The 15,873-nt window shown below is 59.9% G+C and carries 17 protein-coding genes; 11 read left to right on the top strand and 6 right to left on the bottom strand.

Annotation, left to right across the window (positions count from 1 at the left end; all coding sequences use genetic code 11):
* The first annotated feature begins 45 nt into the window (after nt 1-45).
* The 11 genes from K3728_09875 to K3728_09825 all read left to right on the top strand — a co-directional run bounded on the left by K3728_09875 (nt 46) and on the right by K3728_09825 (nt 11,057).
* Nucleotides 46-504 (top strand): Rrf2 family transcriptional regulator, encoded by a 459-nt coding sequence (locus K3728_09875; protein ID UWQ94055.1) that lies wholly within the window; start codon nt 46-48, stop codon nt 502-504.
* 100 nt (nt 505-604) lie between these two features.
* Nucleotides 605-1,645, top strand: a complete 1,041-nt coding sequence (locus tag K3728_09870) for an aminotransferase class V-fold PLP-dependent enzyme (GenBank protein ID UWQ94054.1) — start codon at nt 605-607, stop codon at nt 1,643-1,645.
* 21 nt (nt 1,646-1,666) lie between these two features.
* Nucleotides 1,667-3,196 carry a Fe-S cluster assembly protein SufB gene (gene sufB / locus K3728_09865; protein ID UWQ94053.1) on the top strand — a complete coding sequence of 510 codons (1,530 nt, stop codon included), beginning with the start codon at nt 1,667-1,669 and terminating at the stop codon, nt 3,194-3,196.
* Nucleotides 3,197-3,239: 43 nt separating this feature from the next.
* The gene (locus K3728_09860; GenBank protein UWQ94052.1) at nt 3,240-4,145 is read left to right on the top strand and encodes an FkbM family methyltransferase; all 906 of its coding nucleotides are present in this window, start codon (nt 3,240-3,242) and stop codon (nt 4,143-4,145) included.
* Between the two features lie 8 nt (nt 4,146-4,153).
* Nucleotides 4,154-5,005 carry an FkbM family methyltransferase gene (locus K3728_09855; GenBank protein UWQ94051.1) on the top strand — a complete coding sequence of 284 codons (852 nt, stop codon included), beginning with the start codon at nt 4,154-4,156 and terminating at the stop codon, nt 5,003-5,005.
* Nucleotides 5,002-5,793: a polysaccharide pyruvyl transferase family protein gene (locus K3728_09850; GenBank protein UWQ94050.1), complete on the top strand. Its 792-nt coding sequence runs from the start codon at nt 5,002-5,004 to the stop codon at nt 5,791-5,793. The genes K3728_09855 and K3728_09850 overlap by 4 nt, the downstream gene beginning before the upstream one ends.
* 12 nt (nt 5,794-5,805) lie before the next feature.
* Complete coding sequence (sufC, locus tag K3728_09845) at nt 5,806-6,561, top strand: Fe-S cluster assembly ATPase SufC (protein ID UWQ94049.1); 756 nt, start codon at nt 5,806-5,808, stop codon at nt 6,559-6,561.
* Nucleotides 6,562-7,854, top strand: a complete 1,293-nt coding sequence (locus K3728_09840) for a SufD family Fe-S cluster assembly protein (protein UWQ94048.1) — start codon at nt 6,562-6,564, stop codon at nt 7,852-7,854. It begins immediately after the preceding gene.
* Between the two features lie 3 nt (nt 7,855-7,857).
* A complete protein-coding gene (locus K3728_09835; GenBank protein ID UWQ94047.1) occupies nt 7,858-8,397 on the top strand; it encodes a YIP1 family protein in 540 nt (179 codons plus the stop codon).
* Between the two features lie 63 nt (nt 8,398-8,460).
* Nucleotides 8,461-9,684 (top strand): cysteine desulfurase, encoded by a 1,224-nt coding sequence (locus tag K3728_09830; GenBank protein UWQ94046.1) that lies wholly within the window; start codon nt 8,461-8,463, stop codon nt 9,682-9,684.
* Nucleotides 9,685-9,764: 80 nt separating this feature from the next.
* The gene (locus K3728_09825) at nt 9,765-11,057 is read left to right on the top strand and encodes a PAS domain-containing protein (protein ID UWQ94045.1); all 1,293 of its coding nucleotides are present in this window, start codon (nt 9,765-9,767) and stop codon (nt 11,055-11,057) included.
* Here K3728_09825 and K3728_09820 read toward each other — a convergent pair.
* From K3728_09820 to K3728_09795, 6 genes are all read right to left on the bottom strand, one after another.
* Nucleotides 10,998-11,615: a TetR/AcrR family transcriptional regulator gene (locus tag K3728_09820; GenBank protein UWQ94044.1), complete on the bottom strand. Its 618-nt coding sequence runs from the start codon at nt 11,613-11,615 to the stop codon at nt 10,998-11,000. The genes K3728_09825 and K3728_09820 overlap by 60 nt on opposite strands.
* Nucleotides 11,615-12,499, bottom strand: a complete 885-nt coding sequence (gene ppk2 / locus K3728_09815; GenBank protein ID UWQ94043.1) for a polyphosphate kinase 2 — start codon at nt 12,497-12,499, stop codon at nt 11,615-11,617. The genes K3728_09820 and ppk2 overlap by 1 nt, the downstream gene beginning before the upstream one ends.
* Nucleotides 12,500-12,580: 81 nt before the next feature.
* Nucleotides 12,581-13,537, bottom strand: coding sequence for an alpha/beta hydrolase (locus tag K3728_09810; protein UWQ94042.1), 957 nt, complete (start codon nt 13,535-13,537; stop codon nt 12,581-12,583).
* A complete protein-coding gene (gene metA / locus K3728_09805) occupies nt 13,534-14,475 on the bottom strand; it encodes a homoserine O-succinyltransferase (GenBank protein UWQ94041.1) in 942 nt (313 codons plus the stop codon). The genes K3728_09810 and metA overlap by 4 nt, the downstream gene beginning before the upstream one ends.
* Before the next feature lie 62 nt (nt 14,476-14,537).
* Complete coding sequence (locus tag K3728_09800; protein UWQ94040.1) at nt 14,538-15,410, bottom strand: ATPase; 873 nt, start codon at nt 15,408-15,410, stop codon at nt 14,538-14,540.
* A gap of 50 nt (nt 15,411-15,460) precedes the next feature.
* On the bottom strand, nt 15,461-15,835 hold the full coding sequence (locus K3728_09795) for a hypothetical protein (GenBank protein UWQ94039.1): 375 nt from the start codon (nt 15,833-15,835) through the stop codon (nt 15,461-15,463).
* Nucleotides 15,836-15,873 lie beyond the last annotated feature (38 nt).

The following is a 15,873-nucleotide window of genomic DNA, read 5'->3' as shown; positions in this document are numbered from 1 at the left end:
GCACGTTTGCGTGCCGATTGCGGGGCCAGTGGCAGGAGCGATGGAATGAAACTGAGTACAAAGGGCCGCTACGCGATGGTGGCAATGGCCGATCTGGCGTTGCAAGAGGGCGATCAGCTCACATCGTTGTCGGAGTTGTCGAAGCGCCAAGGTGTGAGCCTGCCGTATCTGGAGCAATTGTTCGTAAAGCTGCGCCGGGCCGATCTGGTCGTATCAGTGCGCGGACCCGGCGGCGGCTATCGCTTGGCACGGGCGGCATCGGACATCCGCGTGGTCGAGATTTTTGAGGCCGTCGATGAAACGGTGAGTGCCATGCACCAAGGGGCGGGCGCATCGAGCAAGGCATCGGGGAGCCGGGCCCAGAGCCTGACGAACCGGTTGTGGGAGGGCTTTTCCGCCCATGTCTACGTATTCCTGCATCAAACACGGTTGTCGGACGTGGTGAAAAACGAATTGTCGCCCTGTCCGGCCGTGCCGAACCTGTTTGAATTGGTGGATGAGTAAGCCATTGCGCTGAAACATTGGCCGCGTTGTGTGCGGCTTGTGTTGGAGTGAGTTGTATTGGCCAAGATGAAGCCAGGCAGATTTCTGACCGGAGAGTGACATGAGAGTGCGCAGTTACCTTGATTGGAACGCCACGGCACCGCTGCGCCCGGAAGCGCGCGCGGCGATGGGGGCGGCGATGGATTTGGTCGGAAACCCTTCGTCTGTGCATAGCGAGGGGCGGGCGGCGAAGGCCATGTTGGAGCGCGCAAGGGCGCAGGTGGCGGAGGCCTTGGGGGCGCTGGCCGCGGATGTGGTGTTCGTGTCGGGCGCCACGGAGGCGGCCGCCCTGGCAATGGCCGGGCGCGGGTTGGCTTGCGCGGAGGTGGAGCATGATGCGGTACGCGCTTGGGGCGAGCGGGTGTTGGACGTTGGCGCCGACGGGCGCGTTGCGATTGCGCAACCATCACAATGCAGTGTGCAGATCGCCAATTCCGAGACCGGGATTTTGCAGGAGTTGCCCGAGGGCTTGGCCGTCAGCGACTGGACGCAGGGCTTTGGCAAGGTACCTTTGGCCTTTGATTGGGCGGGCATCGATATGGTGTTTGTTTCGTCACACAAGGTCGGCGGGCCCAAGGGGGTAGGGGCTTTGGTGATGCGGCGCGGTCTGGATGTACAGGCGCAGATCCGCGGAGGCGGGCAAGAAAGTGGGCGCCGGCATGGGACCGAGAACCTGATCGGGATCGCCGGATTTGGGGCCGCCGCAGAGGCCGCCGCGCGCGATTTGGCCGATGGGCTATGGGAGCCGGTGGACAAACTTAGAATATTTCTAGAAAAGACTCTGGAAGACGCGGCGCAATCGACTATTTTAGTCGGGAAAGCCGCGGCACGCTTGCCCAACACCTCGATGTTTATCACCGAGGGGTGGAAGGGCGAGACGCAAGTGATGGCGATGGATTTGGCGGGGTTTGCGGTTTCTGCGGGCTCTGCGTGTTCCAGCGGCAAGGTTAAGATGTCGGGCGTGTTACGCGCGATGGGATATTCCGAGGCTGAAGCGGGAAGCGCGTTGCGCGTGTCGCTGGGGCCCGAAGTGACAGAGGGGCAGGTTGCGGCATTTTGCGATGCTTGGCTGGCTGCTCGGGACAAGAAATTCGCCCGTTGAGGCAGGCGTTGGAGGTGCAGGATGAGCGCGTTGGATATGGATAAAGTTCAGGTCAAAGACGGTGTCGATCAGGAAACGGTCGATGCGGTCAAAGGTCTTGGCGGGGCGTATAAATACGGCTGGGACACTGAGATTGAGATGGACTACGCGCCCATCGGCGTGAACGAAGACATCGTGCGCCTGATTTCGGAAAAAAATGAAGAGCCTGAGTGGATGCTCGACTGGCGTCTGCAAGCGTTCAAGCGCTGGAAGCAGATGAAAGAGCCAGAGTGGGCGATGGTGGACTACCCCGCCATCGATTATCAGGGCCAGTACTATTACGCGCGCCCTAAAAGCATGGAGACCAAGCCCAAGTCCTTGGATGAGGTCGATCCTAAGCTGCTGGAAACGTACAAGAAGCTTGGCATTCCGTTGAAGGAGCAGATGATCCTTGCCGGCGTCGAAGGTGCGGAAGATGCACCAGCGGAAGGCCGTAAGGTTGCGGTGGATGCGGTCTTTGACTCGGTCTCTGTGGGGACGACGTTTCAGGCAGAGCTGAAGGCCAAAGGCGTGATCTTCTGCTCCATCTCCGAGGCGATCAAGGAACATCCAGAGCTGGTGAAAAAGTACCTCGGATCTGTCGTGCCGATCACCGACAACTTCTTTGCGACGCTCAATAGCGCGGTCTTTAGCGACGGCTCTTTCGTCTACATCCCTCCGGGCGTGCGCTGCCCGATGGAGCTGAGCACCTACTTCCGCATTAACGCCGAAAACACCGGGCAGTTTGAGCGCACGCTGATCATCGCCGACAAGGAAAGCTACGTCTCCTATCTTGAGGGCTGCACCGCGCCAATGCGCGACACGCACCAATTGCACGCCGCCGTGGTGGAGCTGGTCTTGCTGGAAGACGCCGAGATCAAATATTCGACGGTGCAGAATTGGTATCCGGGCGATGAGAACGGCAAGGGCGGCATTTACAACTTCGTCACCAAGCGCGCCGATTGCCGGGGTGATCGGTCGAAGGTGATGTGGACGCAGGTGGAAACCGGGTCTGCGGTGACGTGGAAATACCCAAGCTGCATCCTGCGTGGCGACGATAGCCAAGGGGAGTTCTACTCCATCGCCATCGCCAACAACATGCAGCAGGCCGATACCGGTACCAAGATGGTCCATCTGGGCAAACGCACGAAATCGCGCATCGTCTCCAAGGGGATCAGCGCGGGGCGGGCGCAGAACACCTATCGGGGGCTGGTCTCCATGCACCCGAAGGCGAAGGACAGCCGCAATTACACCCAGTGCGATAGCCTTCTGATCGGCGATAAATGCGGGGCGCACACGGTGCCGTATATCGAAGTGAAGAATAACAGCAGCCGGGTCGAACACGAGGCAACCACGTCAAAAGTGGACGACGACCAGATGTTCTACTGCCAGTCGCGCGGCATGGACGAGGAAGAGGCCGTGGCCCTGATCGTCAACGGATTCGCCAAGGAAGTGCTGCAAGCCCTGCCGATGGAATTCGCCATGGAAGCGCAGCAATTGGTGGCGATTTCTCTGGAAGGGTCGGTGGGCTAAGGCTTGCGCCTGGCCCGACCATCACCACGATTGAGGTAGAGTAGTGAGCGTTCCTTTTGATGCAGATCGCGCCCGCGCGATGATCGAGATCTTGTCGCCCGAACGGCGCACAAGAGTTGTCGACATCGGGGCTAATCCGCTCGACGAGACGCCCTATCAAGGTCTGCTCTCGATCGGCGCATGCGATGTCTGGGGATTTGAACCACAGCGTGCGGCCTTCGACCAGCTGATGGAGTCGAAAGGCCCGCGCGAAAACTACCTTTGCGCGGCGGTGGGTGATGGCAACCGGGCAGAGCTGAAAGTCTGTGCCGATAGTGGCTTCACCTCGCTGTTGGAGCCCAACATTGCGTTGACGCAAGCAACCGGTCAGTTCCGGGACCGCGTCGAGGTGATCGAGCGGATCGAGATGGACACGACCCGTTTGGATGATCTGAAAGAGCTACCTCAGTTCGATCTGCTGAAAATCGATATTCAAGGCGGCGAGCGGATGGTTTTCCGCAACGGTCCCAAAGCCTTATCGAAGGCGTTGGCTGTGATTACCGAGGTTGCTGCCTTGCCGATCTACGAGGGGCAACCGCTGCTCCATGACCAGCTGAACGAATTGGCGCAGCATGGTTTCTATCTGCACAAGTTCTTTTTCCTAAAGACCATCGGGTTCCGAAATTCCCTTAGCGCTCGACTGGCACGTGGCCATTATCGCAGTCAGTTCAGTGATGGCGACGCGGTTTTGGTGCGTGGGATGATCGACCTGGCGTCGCTGGAGGTAGAGGAACTCAAACATCTCGCCATCCTTGCCGATAGTGTCCTGCTGACACAGGATCTTGCTGTCGTGGCCATGACGGATTTGGTGAAGCGCGACGTGCTGACCGAAGATGCCGTCCATGACTACATTGATTTGCTGCCAAAAACACGCCCACACACACGCGATTCTGTAGGGGGCGCGAACTGATGCATAGCATGTTGGCACAAGCACGCGCCATTTGTGACGCGGACCCGGTTCTGGCAAATCTTGTGCCTGACGAACCCGATGCGATCCAGATCACAGAATGTGAGATTGACGGCAAAGAAATGTGGTTCGCCACCAACATGGAGCGCGATCCGATCCAGCGAAGCCATCGTAACAAGCGCTTCTTCGAGCCGGAAGAATTGACCTTGATACACTCGTACTTGCCCAAGGGCGGGACGTTTCTGGACATCGGGGCCAATGTCGGCAACCACAGCCTCTATGCCGGCCTTTTCTGCGATGCCGGGCGGATCATTCCGTTTGAACCGAACCCTTTGGCCTACCGCCTTTTAGTTCTGAACCTTGTAATGAACGGCCTGAACGACCGCACGACGTTTGACTATGTGGGCTTCGGCGCCTCGGACGTGGACGGCGAAGGCTTCTCTATGACCGAACGGCGCAAAAATCTGGGTGCGGCCCGGATGGTGCCCGGAGAGGGTGAGATTGCGACCCTGCGCCCCGATGATTTCCTGACCGACGAGACGCCCGATTTCATCAAGATCGACGTCGAAGGCATGGAAATGTCAGTTCTGCGCGGCTTGCAGAAAACCATCCGGCGCACACGTCCTGTGTTACTGGTCGAGGTGGACCGCAACAACATCCATGACTTTGCCGATTGGCGCTTGGCCAATGGGTTCGCGCTTCCCGCCTCGATCAAGCACTACAAAGATAACCGCAACTTCCTTTGTGTCCCGGAAGAGCGCGCCGACGACATTGCTGTACCCGACGCCCGCGCGCGTGAAGCGGCGGCTAAGCTGTTGGCGGGCCGAAAAGCTGTTGCACCTCGGAAAGAGGGGCAGGGATGACCGACCCGATCCGCCTCTACTACTGGCCCGCGCCGAACTTTGGCGACGCGCTGTCGCACCTGATCGTGGAATATGTCTCAGGCCGGGAGGTCGTGAACGTGCGCCCGAAACAGGCAGAGCTGTTCGCGCTCGGCTCGCTCATGCATGTGATCTCCAAGCACTGGACCGATCACGCGCGTGGGGAAGGGCCGATTTTATGGGGAACGGGGCTACTGAACCCGTTCTATCGCAAGGATTTCTTGGAGAACGTCCGGGTGCGGCTTCTGCGTGGCCCGATCTCTGCCGCGTTTCTGCGCCTGAAAATGACCGAATTTGGCGATCCGGGTTTGCTGGCGGATGAGGCCCTTGGCCCCGTCACAGAACGCCATGACCGTGTGGCGATCGTGCCCCATCACAGCCAGATGGAAGACCCTCGGTTCGTTGATATGGTCGAGGCCGACCCGGCCCTGCATTTGATCGATGTGCGCCTTGATCCCGAAACCGTATGCCGTGAAATCGCGTCTTCCGCCCATGTCTTCAGCGCCTCGCTGCACGGGCTGATCGTCGCCGATGCCTACGGCGTTGCGAACACATGGATGGACCCTGACACACAGGGCCGTCTGAAGTACCACGACTATGCGGCCTCTATCGGGCGCGATTTGATCGCCCCGGTCGAGATTGACGATGTCCCCAAAGCGGCCCGCGCCGCCAAGGATGGGCCGCTTCCCTATACCGAAGGTATCGCGCGTTGCCGCGAGAGCCTTCACCGACATTTTCCGGCCGAACTGCGTGCCGGAACAACATCTTGAAGAGGATAGAACATGCTGAATATCAAAGGCTTGGCCGTACAACTTGAAGAAGAAGACAAGCAGATCCTCAAAGGGGTGGATCTGGAAGTAGGCGCGGGCGAAGTGCACGCGATCATGGGGCCGAACGGCTCGGGTAAGTCTACCTTGTCCTACGTGTTGTCCGGCAAGGGCGGCTATGAGGTCACCGCCGGCTCTGCCACATTGGATGGCGAAGACGTGCTGGACATGGACCCGGAAGAACGCGCCGCCGCTGGCCTGTTTCTGGCGTTCCAGTACCCTGTTGAAATCCCCGGCGTGGGCAACATGACCTTCCTGCGGACCGCCGTGAACGCGCAACGCAAACAGCGCGGCGAAGAGGAAATGTCAGCAGGCGAGTTCCTGAAAGTGATCCGCGCCAAGGCAAAAGACCTGAAGATCGACGCCGAGATGCTAAAGCGCCCCGTCAACGTTGGCTTCTCGGGTGGTGAGAAGAAGCGCAACGAGATCCTGCAAATGGCGATGCTGGAACCCAAGATGTGCATCTTGGACGAGACGGACTCGGGCCTTGACGTAGATGCGATGAAACTGGTGTCCGAGGGCGTGAACGCCCTGCGTAGCGAAGGCCGTGGTTTCCTTGTCATCACCCACTACCAGCGCCTTTTGGACCACATCAAACCCGACGTTGTGCACATCATGGCCAACGGTCGTATCGTGAAAACCGGCGGCCCCGAGCTGGCCCTTGAGGTCGAGCAAAACGGCTACGCCGACATTCTGGCGGAGGTGGCGTAAATGGCCCAACCGGCTGCAAAACTCGATCTGACCGAGGCGCGGATTGCCGCGCTGACGATGCCAGACAACGCGCCCGATGCCCGTGGCGCGGCTCTTGCGCGGGTGCGCGAAATGGGGCTGCCTACGCGCCGAGATGAATATTGGCGCTACACCGATCCCGCCTCGCTGACGCAGGCCAACACACCGCGCGCCGCCGTCTTCCACGATCCTGACGAGACGCCCTTGTTCGCGGATATCGACCGCCTGAAAGTGGTCTTTGTGGATGGCGTGTTTGATGCCGACAAATCCGATGATCTCGCCATGGCGGGGCTGGAGATCGAGCGTTTGGAGGACGTCTTGGCCAAGGATATCCATTGGGCCAAAGACTTCTACGGCACCCGGGAAATTGCCGGCCAAGATCCGGTGGCGCGTCCCTTGGCGGCGCTCAACACCGCCTTTGCCACGGATGGCATCGTGATCCGCGCCACGGCCAAGGCTGAAAAGCCCGTGGCGCTGATCTACCTGCACCGCGATGAACGCTCGGACGCGATGCTGCACCATCTGGTGCGGGTCGAAACCGGCGCCGAGCTGACCTTGCTAGAGGTTGGCCCCGCCGCCGCGCGTTTCAACAAGTGCATGGAGATCGACGTGGCCGATGGCGGCGCGTTCCATCACATCCGAGCCCAAGGCCGCGACCATGAACGCCGTGCCGCGACCCATATCTTTGCCCGTGTGGGCGCGGGTTCGCTTTACAAGTCGTTCACCACAACGGCCAACGGCGTGACCACCCGCAACGAGCATGTCATTGAAATCGTGGGCGATAATGCCACGGCCCACGTGGCAGGCGCGGCCTTGGGCGACGGCAAGACAGCGCCATTCCACCACGATGATACGGTGTTCATCACCCATGACGCCGTGGATTGCGAAAGCCGCCAGGTCTTCAAGAAAGTGCTCCGCAACGGGGCCGAGGGCGTGTTCCAGGGCAAGATCCTTGTGAAGGCGGGTGCGCAGAAAACCGATGGCTACCAAATCAGCCAATCGCTTTTGCTTGACGAGGACAGCAGCTTCCAAGCCAAGCCCGAGCTGGAAATCTACGCCGACGATGTGATTTGTTCCCACGGCTCTACCACCGGTGCGATTGATGAAGAGGCGATGTTCTACCTGCAATCGCGCGGCGTGCCCGTGGATCAGGCGACAGACCTTCTGGTTCTTGCGTTCTTGGCCGAAGCCATCGAGGAAATCGCCGATGAGGCGATCCGCGATGATGTCACCGCGCGGCTCGAAGAATGGCTGGTGCGCAGGCGGGTCGGTTGATCCATGAGCGTTAGCCAAGATATGGTCGCGACGTGGCGCAGGCCGCGTGCGGTGATGCGCAAGCTACTGGCGATGGGCGTCCGAGAGGATCGGGCGCTGGCGCTGCTGTTCGCGGCCTGTCTGATGATCTTCGTCGGCCAGCTGCCGCGCTTGCAACGGGCCAATACGTTGGAGCAGCAGGAATGGTTGGCGATGGCCACCAAAGCCTCGGACCAGGTGGCGACGTTCCAGGCAGAAATTGCGATCACCGGCTTTGCCTGGTTGCTGGTCTGGCCGCTGATGTTCTACCTCATCGGCGGGCTGACCCATATCATCGCGCGGCTATTCGGCGGCAAGGGTAGCTTCTATTCGGCCCGCCTCGCGCTGTTTTGGGCACTTCTGGCGTCCAGCCCCGCGTGGCTGTTTCACGGCCTTGTCTCGGGCTTCATCGGCCCCGGTCCGGCGCAGCAAATCGCGGGCGTGATTGTCATCGGCTCTTTCCTTGGTTTCTGGAGCATCTGCCTGCGAGAGGCGGAAACAAACCCCGAAGGGGCCGCACCGTGAGCCTTTCTTACCACCACCGGACGGCCCCCAAAGCCGCACCCCAAGATACGGGCGGTCTTTCCCATGACCTATGATGTAGAGGCGATCCGCGCCGATTTCCCGATCCTCTCGCGAGAGGTCAACGGCAAGCCCTTGGTCTACCTTGATAACGGCGCCTCGGCCCAGAAACCGAAGGTGGTGATAGATGCAATTACACAGGCCTATTCGCAGGAATATGCGAATGTTCACAGGGGCTTGCACTACCTAAGCAATCTTGCGACCGAGAAGTATGAAGGCACCCGTGCCACCATTGCGCGGTTCCTTGGCGCGGCGGATGAGGAAGAAATCGTCTTCACCACGGGCACCACGGAAGCGATCAATCTGGTGGCCTATTCCTGGGCCATGCCGCGCATGGAAGCGGGCGATGAGATCATCGTGACCGTTGCGGAACACCACGCCAATATCGTGCCATGGCACTTTCTGCGCGAACGCCAAGGGGTGAAATTGGTCTGGGTCGATGTGGACGCCAACGGCGACCTTGATCCGCAAGCGGTGATTGACGCCATGACCCCGCGCACCAAGCTGGTCGCTATGACCCATATGTCCAATGTCTTGGGCAGCGTCTTCGACGTGAAAACCGTTGTCGATGCCGCCCACGCACGCGGCGTTGCGGTGCTGGTCGATGGCTCTCAATCCTCGGTCCATATGCCGGTGAATGTGGATGCCATTGGGGCCGATTTCTACGCGATCACCGGCCACAAACTTTACGGCCCAAGCGGCTCGGGCGCGATCCATATCAAGCGTGCTCGCATGGATGAGATGCGCCCCTTCATGGGCGGTGGCGACATGATCCGGGAAGTGAGCCGCGAGGTTATCACCTGGAACGACCCGCCGATGAAGTTTGAGGCCGGTACGCCGGGCATCGTCCAGCAGATCGGCCTTGGTGTCGCGTTGGAATACATGATGAGCATCGGTATGGAGAACATCGCCGCCCACGAGGCCGATATAGCGGCTTACGCGACCTCTCGTCTGCAGGGGCTCAACTGGTTGAACGTGCAGGGTAATTCCGCCACCAAAGGCGCGATCTTCAGCTTCACCTTGGATGGCGCGGCCCATGCCCATGACATCTCGACCGTGCTGGATAAAAAAGGCGTGGCGGTACGGGCAGGGCACCATTGTGCGCAACCCTTGATGGAGCATATGGGCGTAAACGCCACGGCGCGCGCGTCCTTCGGGATGTATAACACGCGGGGCGAAGTCGATACGCTGATCGAGGCACTGGAGCTGTGCCACGAGCTTTTCGCCTGACGCCAAACACGGCGTCACCGCGTTAAGGATATCGTAAGACGCATCTGCAACGAAAGAGGCCTACCAGAAAGGTCTCATACATGCCGAAAGATGCCGCCGTTGGGGTGCCGCCCAGAAACGCGAACCGGGAAACGCCTTTTCACCCCGAAGAGCTGTTCTTTTCGCGGGCTGATAGGCGGGGCATCATACGCGGCGGGAATGGCGTGTTTTGCCGGGTCAGCGGCTACCAGTGGGAGGAACTAATTGGCTCACCCCACAAAATGGTACGCCATGATGATATGCCCAAGGCGGTGTTCTGGCTGATGTGGAAAGCCATCTTGGCAGGCGAACCCTTGGGCGCCTATGTCAAAAACCGGGCCAAAGATGGAGGGTATTATTGGGTCTATGCAATTGTAATTGCCCAAGACGACGAATTCGTTTCAGTCCGCCTAAAGCCCACGAGCCCAATGTTGGACACGGCCAAATCACTCTACGCTGACATCCGTGCCTTGGAAAAGACGGGCGAGGTGACGCCGGAAGAAAGCGCACAGGCACTATTGGCGCGGCTGGCGGACCTCGGCTTTGCCGATTACGCCAGCTTCATGTCGGCCGCGCTGTCGCAAGAAATCCGCGCTCGTGACGCGCTGATTGCCCGTGACCCCAACAACCGGATGGAGCGTTTTGCCGAAATGCTCACGTTCCTCGAGACGATCCGAACCGAGGGGCAAACCATCATTGACGGCTTCAAAGCCATTGAAGATTCACCCAAAAACATGCGTGTCCACGCCACCCGATTGGGCGAATGCGCAGCGCCCTTGGGGGTGATATCGTCGAATTTTAATGAGATCGCGACCAATATCAAATCGGGGATCAAGCCGTTTTTGGATGGGTTGGATCATGTGGCGGCGTGTCTGGGCCGTGGCCTGTTCGTGAACTGCGCCGTCAGTATGTTGAGCGAGATTATTGTGCAGTTCGGGGCCGAACCGGACCGCCAATTCGCCGCCTTCACCTATGATGAAATGGACCGTCTGAAGGCGCAACACCCGCATCAGACCGAACAGGGGCAGGAGGTGTTGGAGGACGTTTTGCGCAAACTGGCGGCGTTTGAAGGGGCCTGTCTGACATTGAAGCGGACGCTCTCAGGGCTCAACATCATGCGCGTGATGAGTGAGATTGAAACCGCCCGCATCGGCGATCCCACCGGCAGTATGGGAGAGATCATTATGCAACTGCACCGCTTCCAAACCCTCACGCATTCGAGCCTCAGCAACATTGAAACCCACAGCGGCCGCATCCAACGCATTCTGCGCAATGAGATATCCGCAGAAAGTCGGCTAGGCGTCAGGGTCGATCAACCCCAAGCCGCGCAGGTAAATGCCAATGCCCGCCTCTAGCAAATCTTCGGGCGGGAAGGGCGCATTGGCCCCGGGACGACCGCGGGCAAAAAGCTCTACCACACCGTGGGACATGGCCCAGATATGGGCGGAAAACATGGAAGGCGGCGGGCGTTTTTCCGGCGGGATATGCTCGGACAATGCCTCTGCCGCGTGTTCCAGAACGGCGCTGGATTTGTTCGCGGCCGCAGCCAGTTCCGGCGTCGCATTAACCGACGTGCCGGATTCAAACATCGCCATATAGTGGCCGGGAAATTTGCGGGCGAATGCCAGATAGGCGCGGCCCGTCGCCTCGAATGCCGCAAGGGCAGAGGGCTGGCCATCGTTGAATGCGTGGGCGATCAAATCGGCGAATATCTCATGGCCTTGGCGCGCACATTCCGCGATCAGTTCTTCGCGCCCATCAAAGTGGCGATAGACCGCCGCCGGGGTCACGCCCGCCGTCTTCGCCGCCTCCGATAGGGTGAAGCCTGTCGGCCCTTTCGCCTCGATCAAATGCAAGGCCGCATCGACCAGGGCCTGCTTGAGGTTGCCGTGATGATAGCCGCGTTTGGACATTAGTTGGCCGCACCGGGATCAACCCACATGTCAGGCCCGCCGGTGATTGCCGGGTCAGGCGCGCCCACCAGTTCTTCGTTCTTGCCGTCGTAGTCCAGCCCCTGCAACACCGCGCGGATCACCGCCAGCCGTGCCCGCCGCTTATCATCCGATCGGATCACCGTCCAAGGCGCCGCCGCCGTGTGAGAGCGTTCCAGCGTTTCCGCAATAGCATCGCTATAGGCGTCCCATTTCTTCAGGCCCTCCACATCAATCCAGCTAAGTTTCCAATGCTTTAGCGCATCATCTTCACGGTCCATGAAGCGGCGCAACTGCTCGGCCCGGCCCACGTTCAACCAGATCTTTGTCAGGTGAATTCCATCTGTCGCAATTGTGCTTTCAATGCCCGGAAGTTGCGCGAAAAACGCTTCTCGCTGCTCGTCCGTGCAAAAGCCAAAGACTTTTTCCACCACGCCGCGATTGTACCAGCTGCGGTCAAACAGGCGGATTTCTCCGGCGCTTGGCAGGTGTTGGATGTAGCGTTGGAAATACCATTGCCCGGCCTCACGTTCCGTCGGTTTCGACAGAGCCACCACGCCAGCCGCCCGGGGGTTCAGGTTCTCGCGGATACGTTTGATCGCGCCGCCTTTCCCTGCCGCGTCACGCCCCTCGAACACCACGGCGACCCGTGCACCACTATCGCGCACCCAGGCCAGCATCTTGACCAGCTCAATCTGGAGAGCGGCGAGGTCCGCCTCGTAGGCGTCTTTGTCCATCCGCTTCTCGTAGGGGTACGAGGGGTCCAGCACGCGGTTCTTCTTCGCGCTTTCAATCTGCTCGCGCACCCAATCGGGGGCGTCGTCGTTGAAATAGGCGCTGATGGCGCCGTCAAAGGGTTTGCTCATGGCTCGGGCCTGCTCTCGCAATATGTTATTATCTATTACATTAAGGGCCCGAATCCGGTTTCGCAATGAAACAGCGCGGTATCAGCGCAGGCCCGCCCGTAAGGTAATGCGGCCAATCGCCTCGACAATAGCCCCCGGATCGGCGTGTTGCGGCATATGGCCGACGTCTTCCAGCACCGTGAGGGCCGCGTCGGGGATTTGCTGACTGAGGGGTATGGCGTGAATGTGCAGGCCAACGGTCGCGTCGGCGTCACCGTGGATGATCTCGACCGGTGCCGCAATGTTACTGTAGCGCGGCACCATCGCCTCAATCTGCGGCAGCAAAGCCACCCGTTGCAGCGCGTTTTCCCGCAAAGACGCGCGGCGCAGGGTCAGGCCGGGGGCGAAATGTGTGCCGTAGCCATCGGGCGCCGATTGCGGAGTGAAGACCGCGTTCACCTGCTCTGTTACGATGCGCTCCGGCACCCATGCGGCTAGGAGGTTCGCCAAGATCGGGCCGCCGATGGGGTGGGCCAAGGTGCGATAATAGGGGCTGATCCCGGTGTCCCACGGGTTTGTCGCGCCTGCCAATACCACAAGGCCCGCCATCACATCGGGCCGTTCCACTGCCCAAGCCGTCGCCACCGATCCGCCGAAGGAATGGCCGACCACAATGGGGTTTTCAGCGCCCAAGGCAAGGCTCGCCTCGGCCAAAAGCCGCGCTTGATCGGCGATGGAAACGCCAGCGTCGGGCACTTCCGTATAGCCGTGACCGGGGCGATCAAACGCAATGACGCGGTAACGGTCGCGGAGCCGAGCGACCATGTCGAAGGTCCAATCGTTCAGGTTCCCGCCCGACCCGTGCAGCAGCACGACGACGGGGCCTTCGCCCTCATCTATGTAGTGAACGCGGGCGTCACCGACCTGCACAAAGGCCCCCGCAGGGGGATTTGCGGACTCTGCCGCGGCCTCATTGCGCCCCGCTCGCCAGATCGTGACCAATGCGAGGAGGCATGTGGCGCAAGCCAAAATGCCGAGGAGGGCCAGCACCAGTTTCATCGCCGCAAATCCGTAGAGGCAAAGCCGATTTGGTCCATGTCGAAGGGCGTTGTCAGGTACAATTCGCTGACCCAATTCCCATAAAGCAGATGGGCGTGGGACCGCCAGCGGTTCATCGGTGTGCGGGTCGGGTCGTCGTCGGGATAGTAGTTCACCGGTACGTTGATCGGCGCGCCGGCCTCTGCGTCGCGGTCGTATTCCTGCTTCAAGGTCTCGCTGTCGTATTCAAAGTGGTTGAACACATATAGCGCCCGGTGGCTTGCGTCTTCCACCAGTGCGGGGCCCACCTCATCCGAGCCGATCAGCGTCGTCAGGCCCGCCTGCGCCACCTCGTCGGCACGCACTTCCGTCCAACGCGACACGGGCATCAGCACATCATCCGAGAACCCCCGCAGGTAAGGTGACGCCGGGGCTTGGTTCACATGACGGAAACACCCAAAGGCTTTCGCGTCCAGCATATGCTTCTTGATCCCGTGGAAGTGGTAGGCCATCGCCATGCCGCCCCAGCAGATGCCGAAGGTCGAATGCACGTGGGTCTGGGTCCAGTCCATCACCGTTTTCAGCTCTTCCCAATAGGTGACTTCTTCAAACGGCATATGCTCGATCGGGGCGCCGGTAATTAGCAGACCGTCAAACTTCTCTCCGCTGGCCTGCACTTCCGAGAAGGGTCGGTAGAACTCATCCATATGCTCGGACGAGGTGTTCTTGGAGGCATGGTCAGACATGCGGATCAGCGACAGCTCGATCTGCAAGGGCGATGCCCCGATCAGCCGCGCAAACTGCGTTTCCGTCTGAATCTTTTTGGGCATCAGGTTCAGCAGCCCGATACGCAGGGGACGGATGTCCTGCTGCGAGGCCGCGTCCTCGGGCATCACCATCACGCCTTCACGCGACAGGATGTTATAGGCGGGCAGGGTATCGGGCAATTTGATGGGCATGGGTCTATTCTCTTGCTGCGTCGGCAGAATTTAGGCGGAGGCGGTGCGATGTGCCAGTGGCCTCACATAGAGTTGCGCGCCAGCGCATGCGCGATCATCTCCTCGGCGTCGCGCGCGTCGCGCACGGCTTCCACCTCTGCCGCTGTGACGCTAACGCCCCAGTTCTTCGCCATCGCCCCGTAAAGAGGGGCACGGTTCTGGATCACCCGCGAAAAGGCGTGGACCGCGAAGTCATCGGGGTCCACCTGCGCCTCGGTCACCCCATGTTGGGCAAGGTAGTCGTGCCAGAGCGTCTCTAGCAAGGCGGGCTGATAATAGATCGGCTTGGGGTTCAGCTTGAACCGGCGGATCAACTCGGCATCATGGCCTTCGGGGGATTCAATCCAGATCATCAGGGTGTTGGACGCCAGCGTCTGCAACACCTCATCCTTGGGATCATCGGGGGACACCACTTCACAGATGGAGCCGCCGGTATCGCAGATGAAATGACCGTACCCGTACAAGGCAGCCGCCCGGTGGATGAACGGCACCGTGTCAAGAAGCGCGTTCACCTCGGCTCTCCGATGCAGCGCTTGGCGACGTTGGTACTCGGCAAACGGCAAGCCACCCTTGGAGGGATCACCCGGCTTGCCCAGATAGGTGGACAGCGGCGCGAGGTTATCGAAGGTGATGTTGGACCCGATATAGATACTGTCCGAGCGCAAAAGTTCGGCCAATAGCGGCACTTGCATCGCCTGTGCCTTCAGGTTGTCGGCAATATGCTCGCCCATGTAGGCGGTGCCGATCCGGTAATCGACGCTGTAGTGAAACCAATCCCCGCTATCGCGCAGCTTGTTGGACAGCACCGTTTTGCCAAGACCAGACATGCCAAAGACGGCCACTCGTTTGGCGGGAGCATCAAGGAAGGCTTGCGGGCTGTCGTAGATCAATTCCATCGCCGATGCTTGCCACGGGCAAACGCCTCAAGGCAAGCGGGCGAATGCGTTTAGCGATACCAGATGCCCTGGTTTGCCAAGTATCCCTCGACTTGCAAGCGGTGGTGCTGGTGCAATCGGTAGCCTTGAGACAGGTAATTCTGGTTCGTTTGGGCGAATTGGGCGTCCGACATGCCGTGGTGCGTGGCCCAATCGCGCAGGCCTGCCGGCGCTGGCGCAAAATGGGCGTTGAACTGCAAATGCCCATAGACAAGCCCGGCCTCTACGTGGACGGGAATGAGGGGGGAATAATACGCCTCATCAAAGAAATACTGGTAATCGGCGCTGGACATCCAGCCCGTGGTGCTCTGCTGCGCCTGGCTGCTCGGCGTGCTGAGTGTGAAAATACAAAGTGCCGTCAAAGCGGATGCGATTAGGTGTTTCATGGTCAAATTCCATTGCAAGTCGTGGGCGAAATATGCCC

The organism is Rhodobacteraceae bacterium M385 (assembly GCA_025141835.1).
In the GTDB taxonomy this organism is placed as follows: domain Bacteria; phylum Pseudomonadota; class Alphaproteobacteria; order Rhodobacterales; family Rhodobacteraceae; genus Gymnodinialimonas.
Note: the sequence above shows the minus strand (reverse complement) of the source record. Positions and strands in the feature narration are given on the sequence as shown.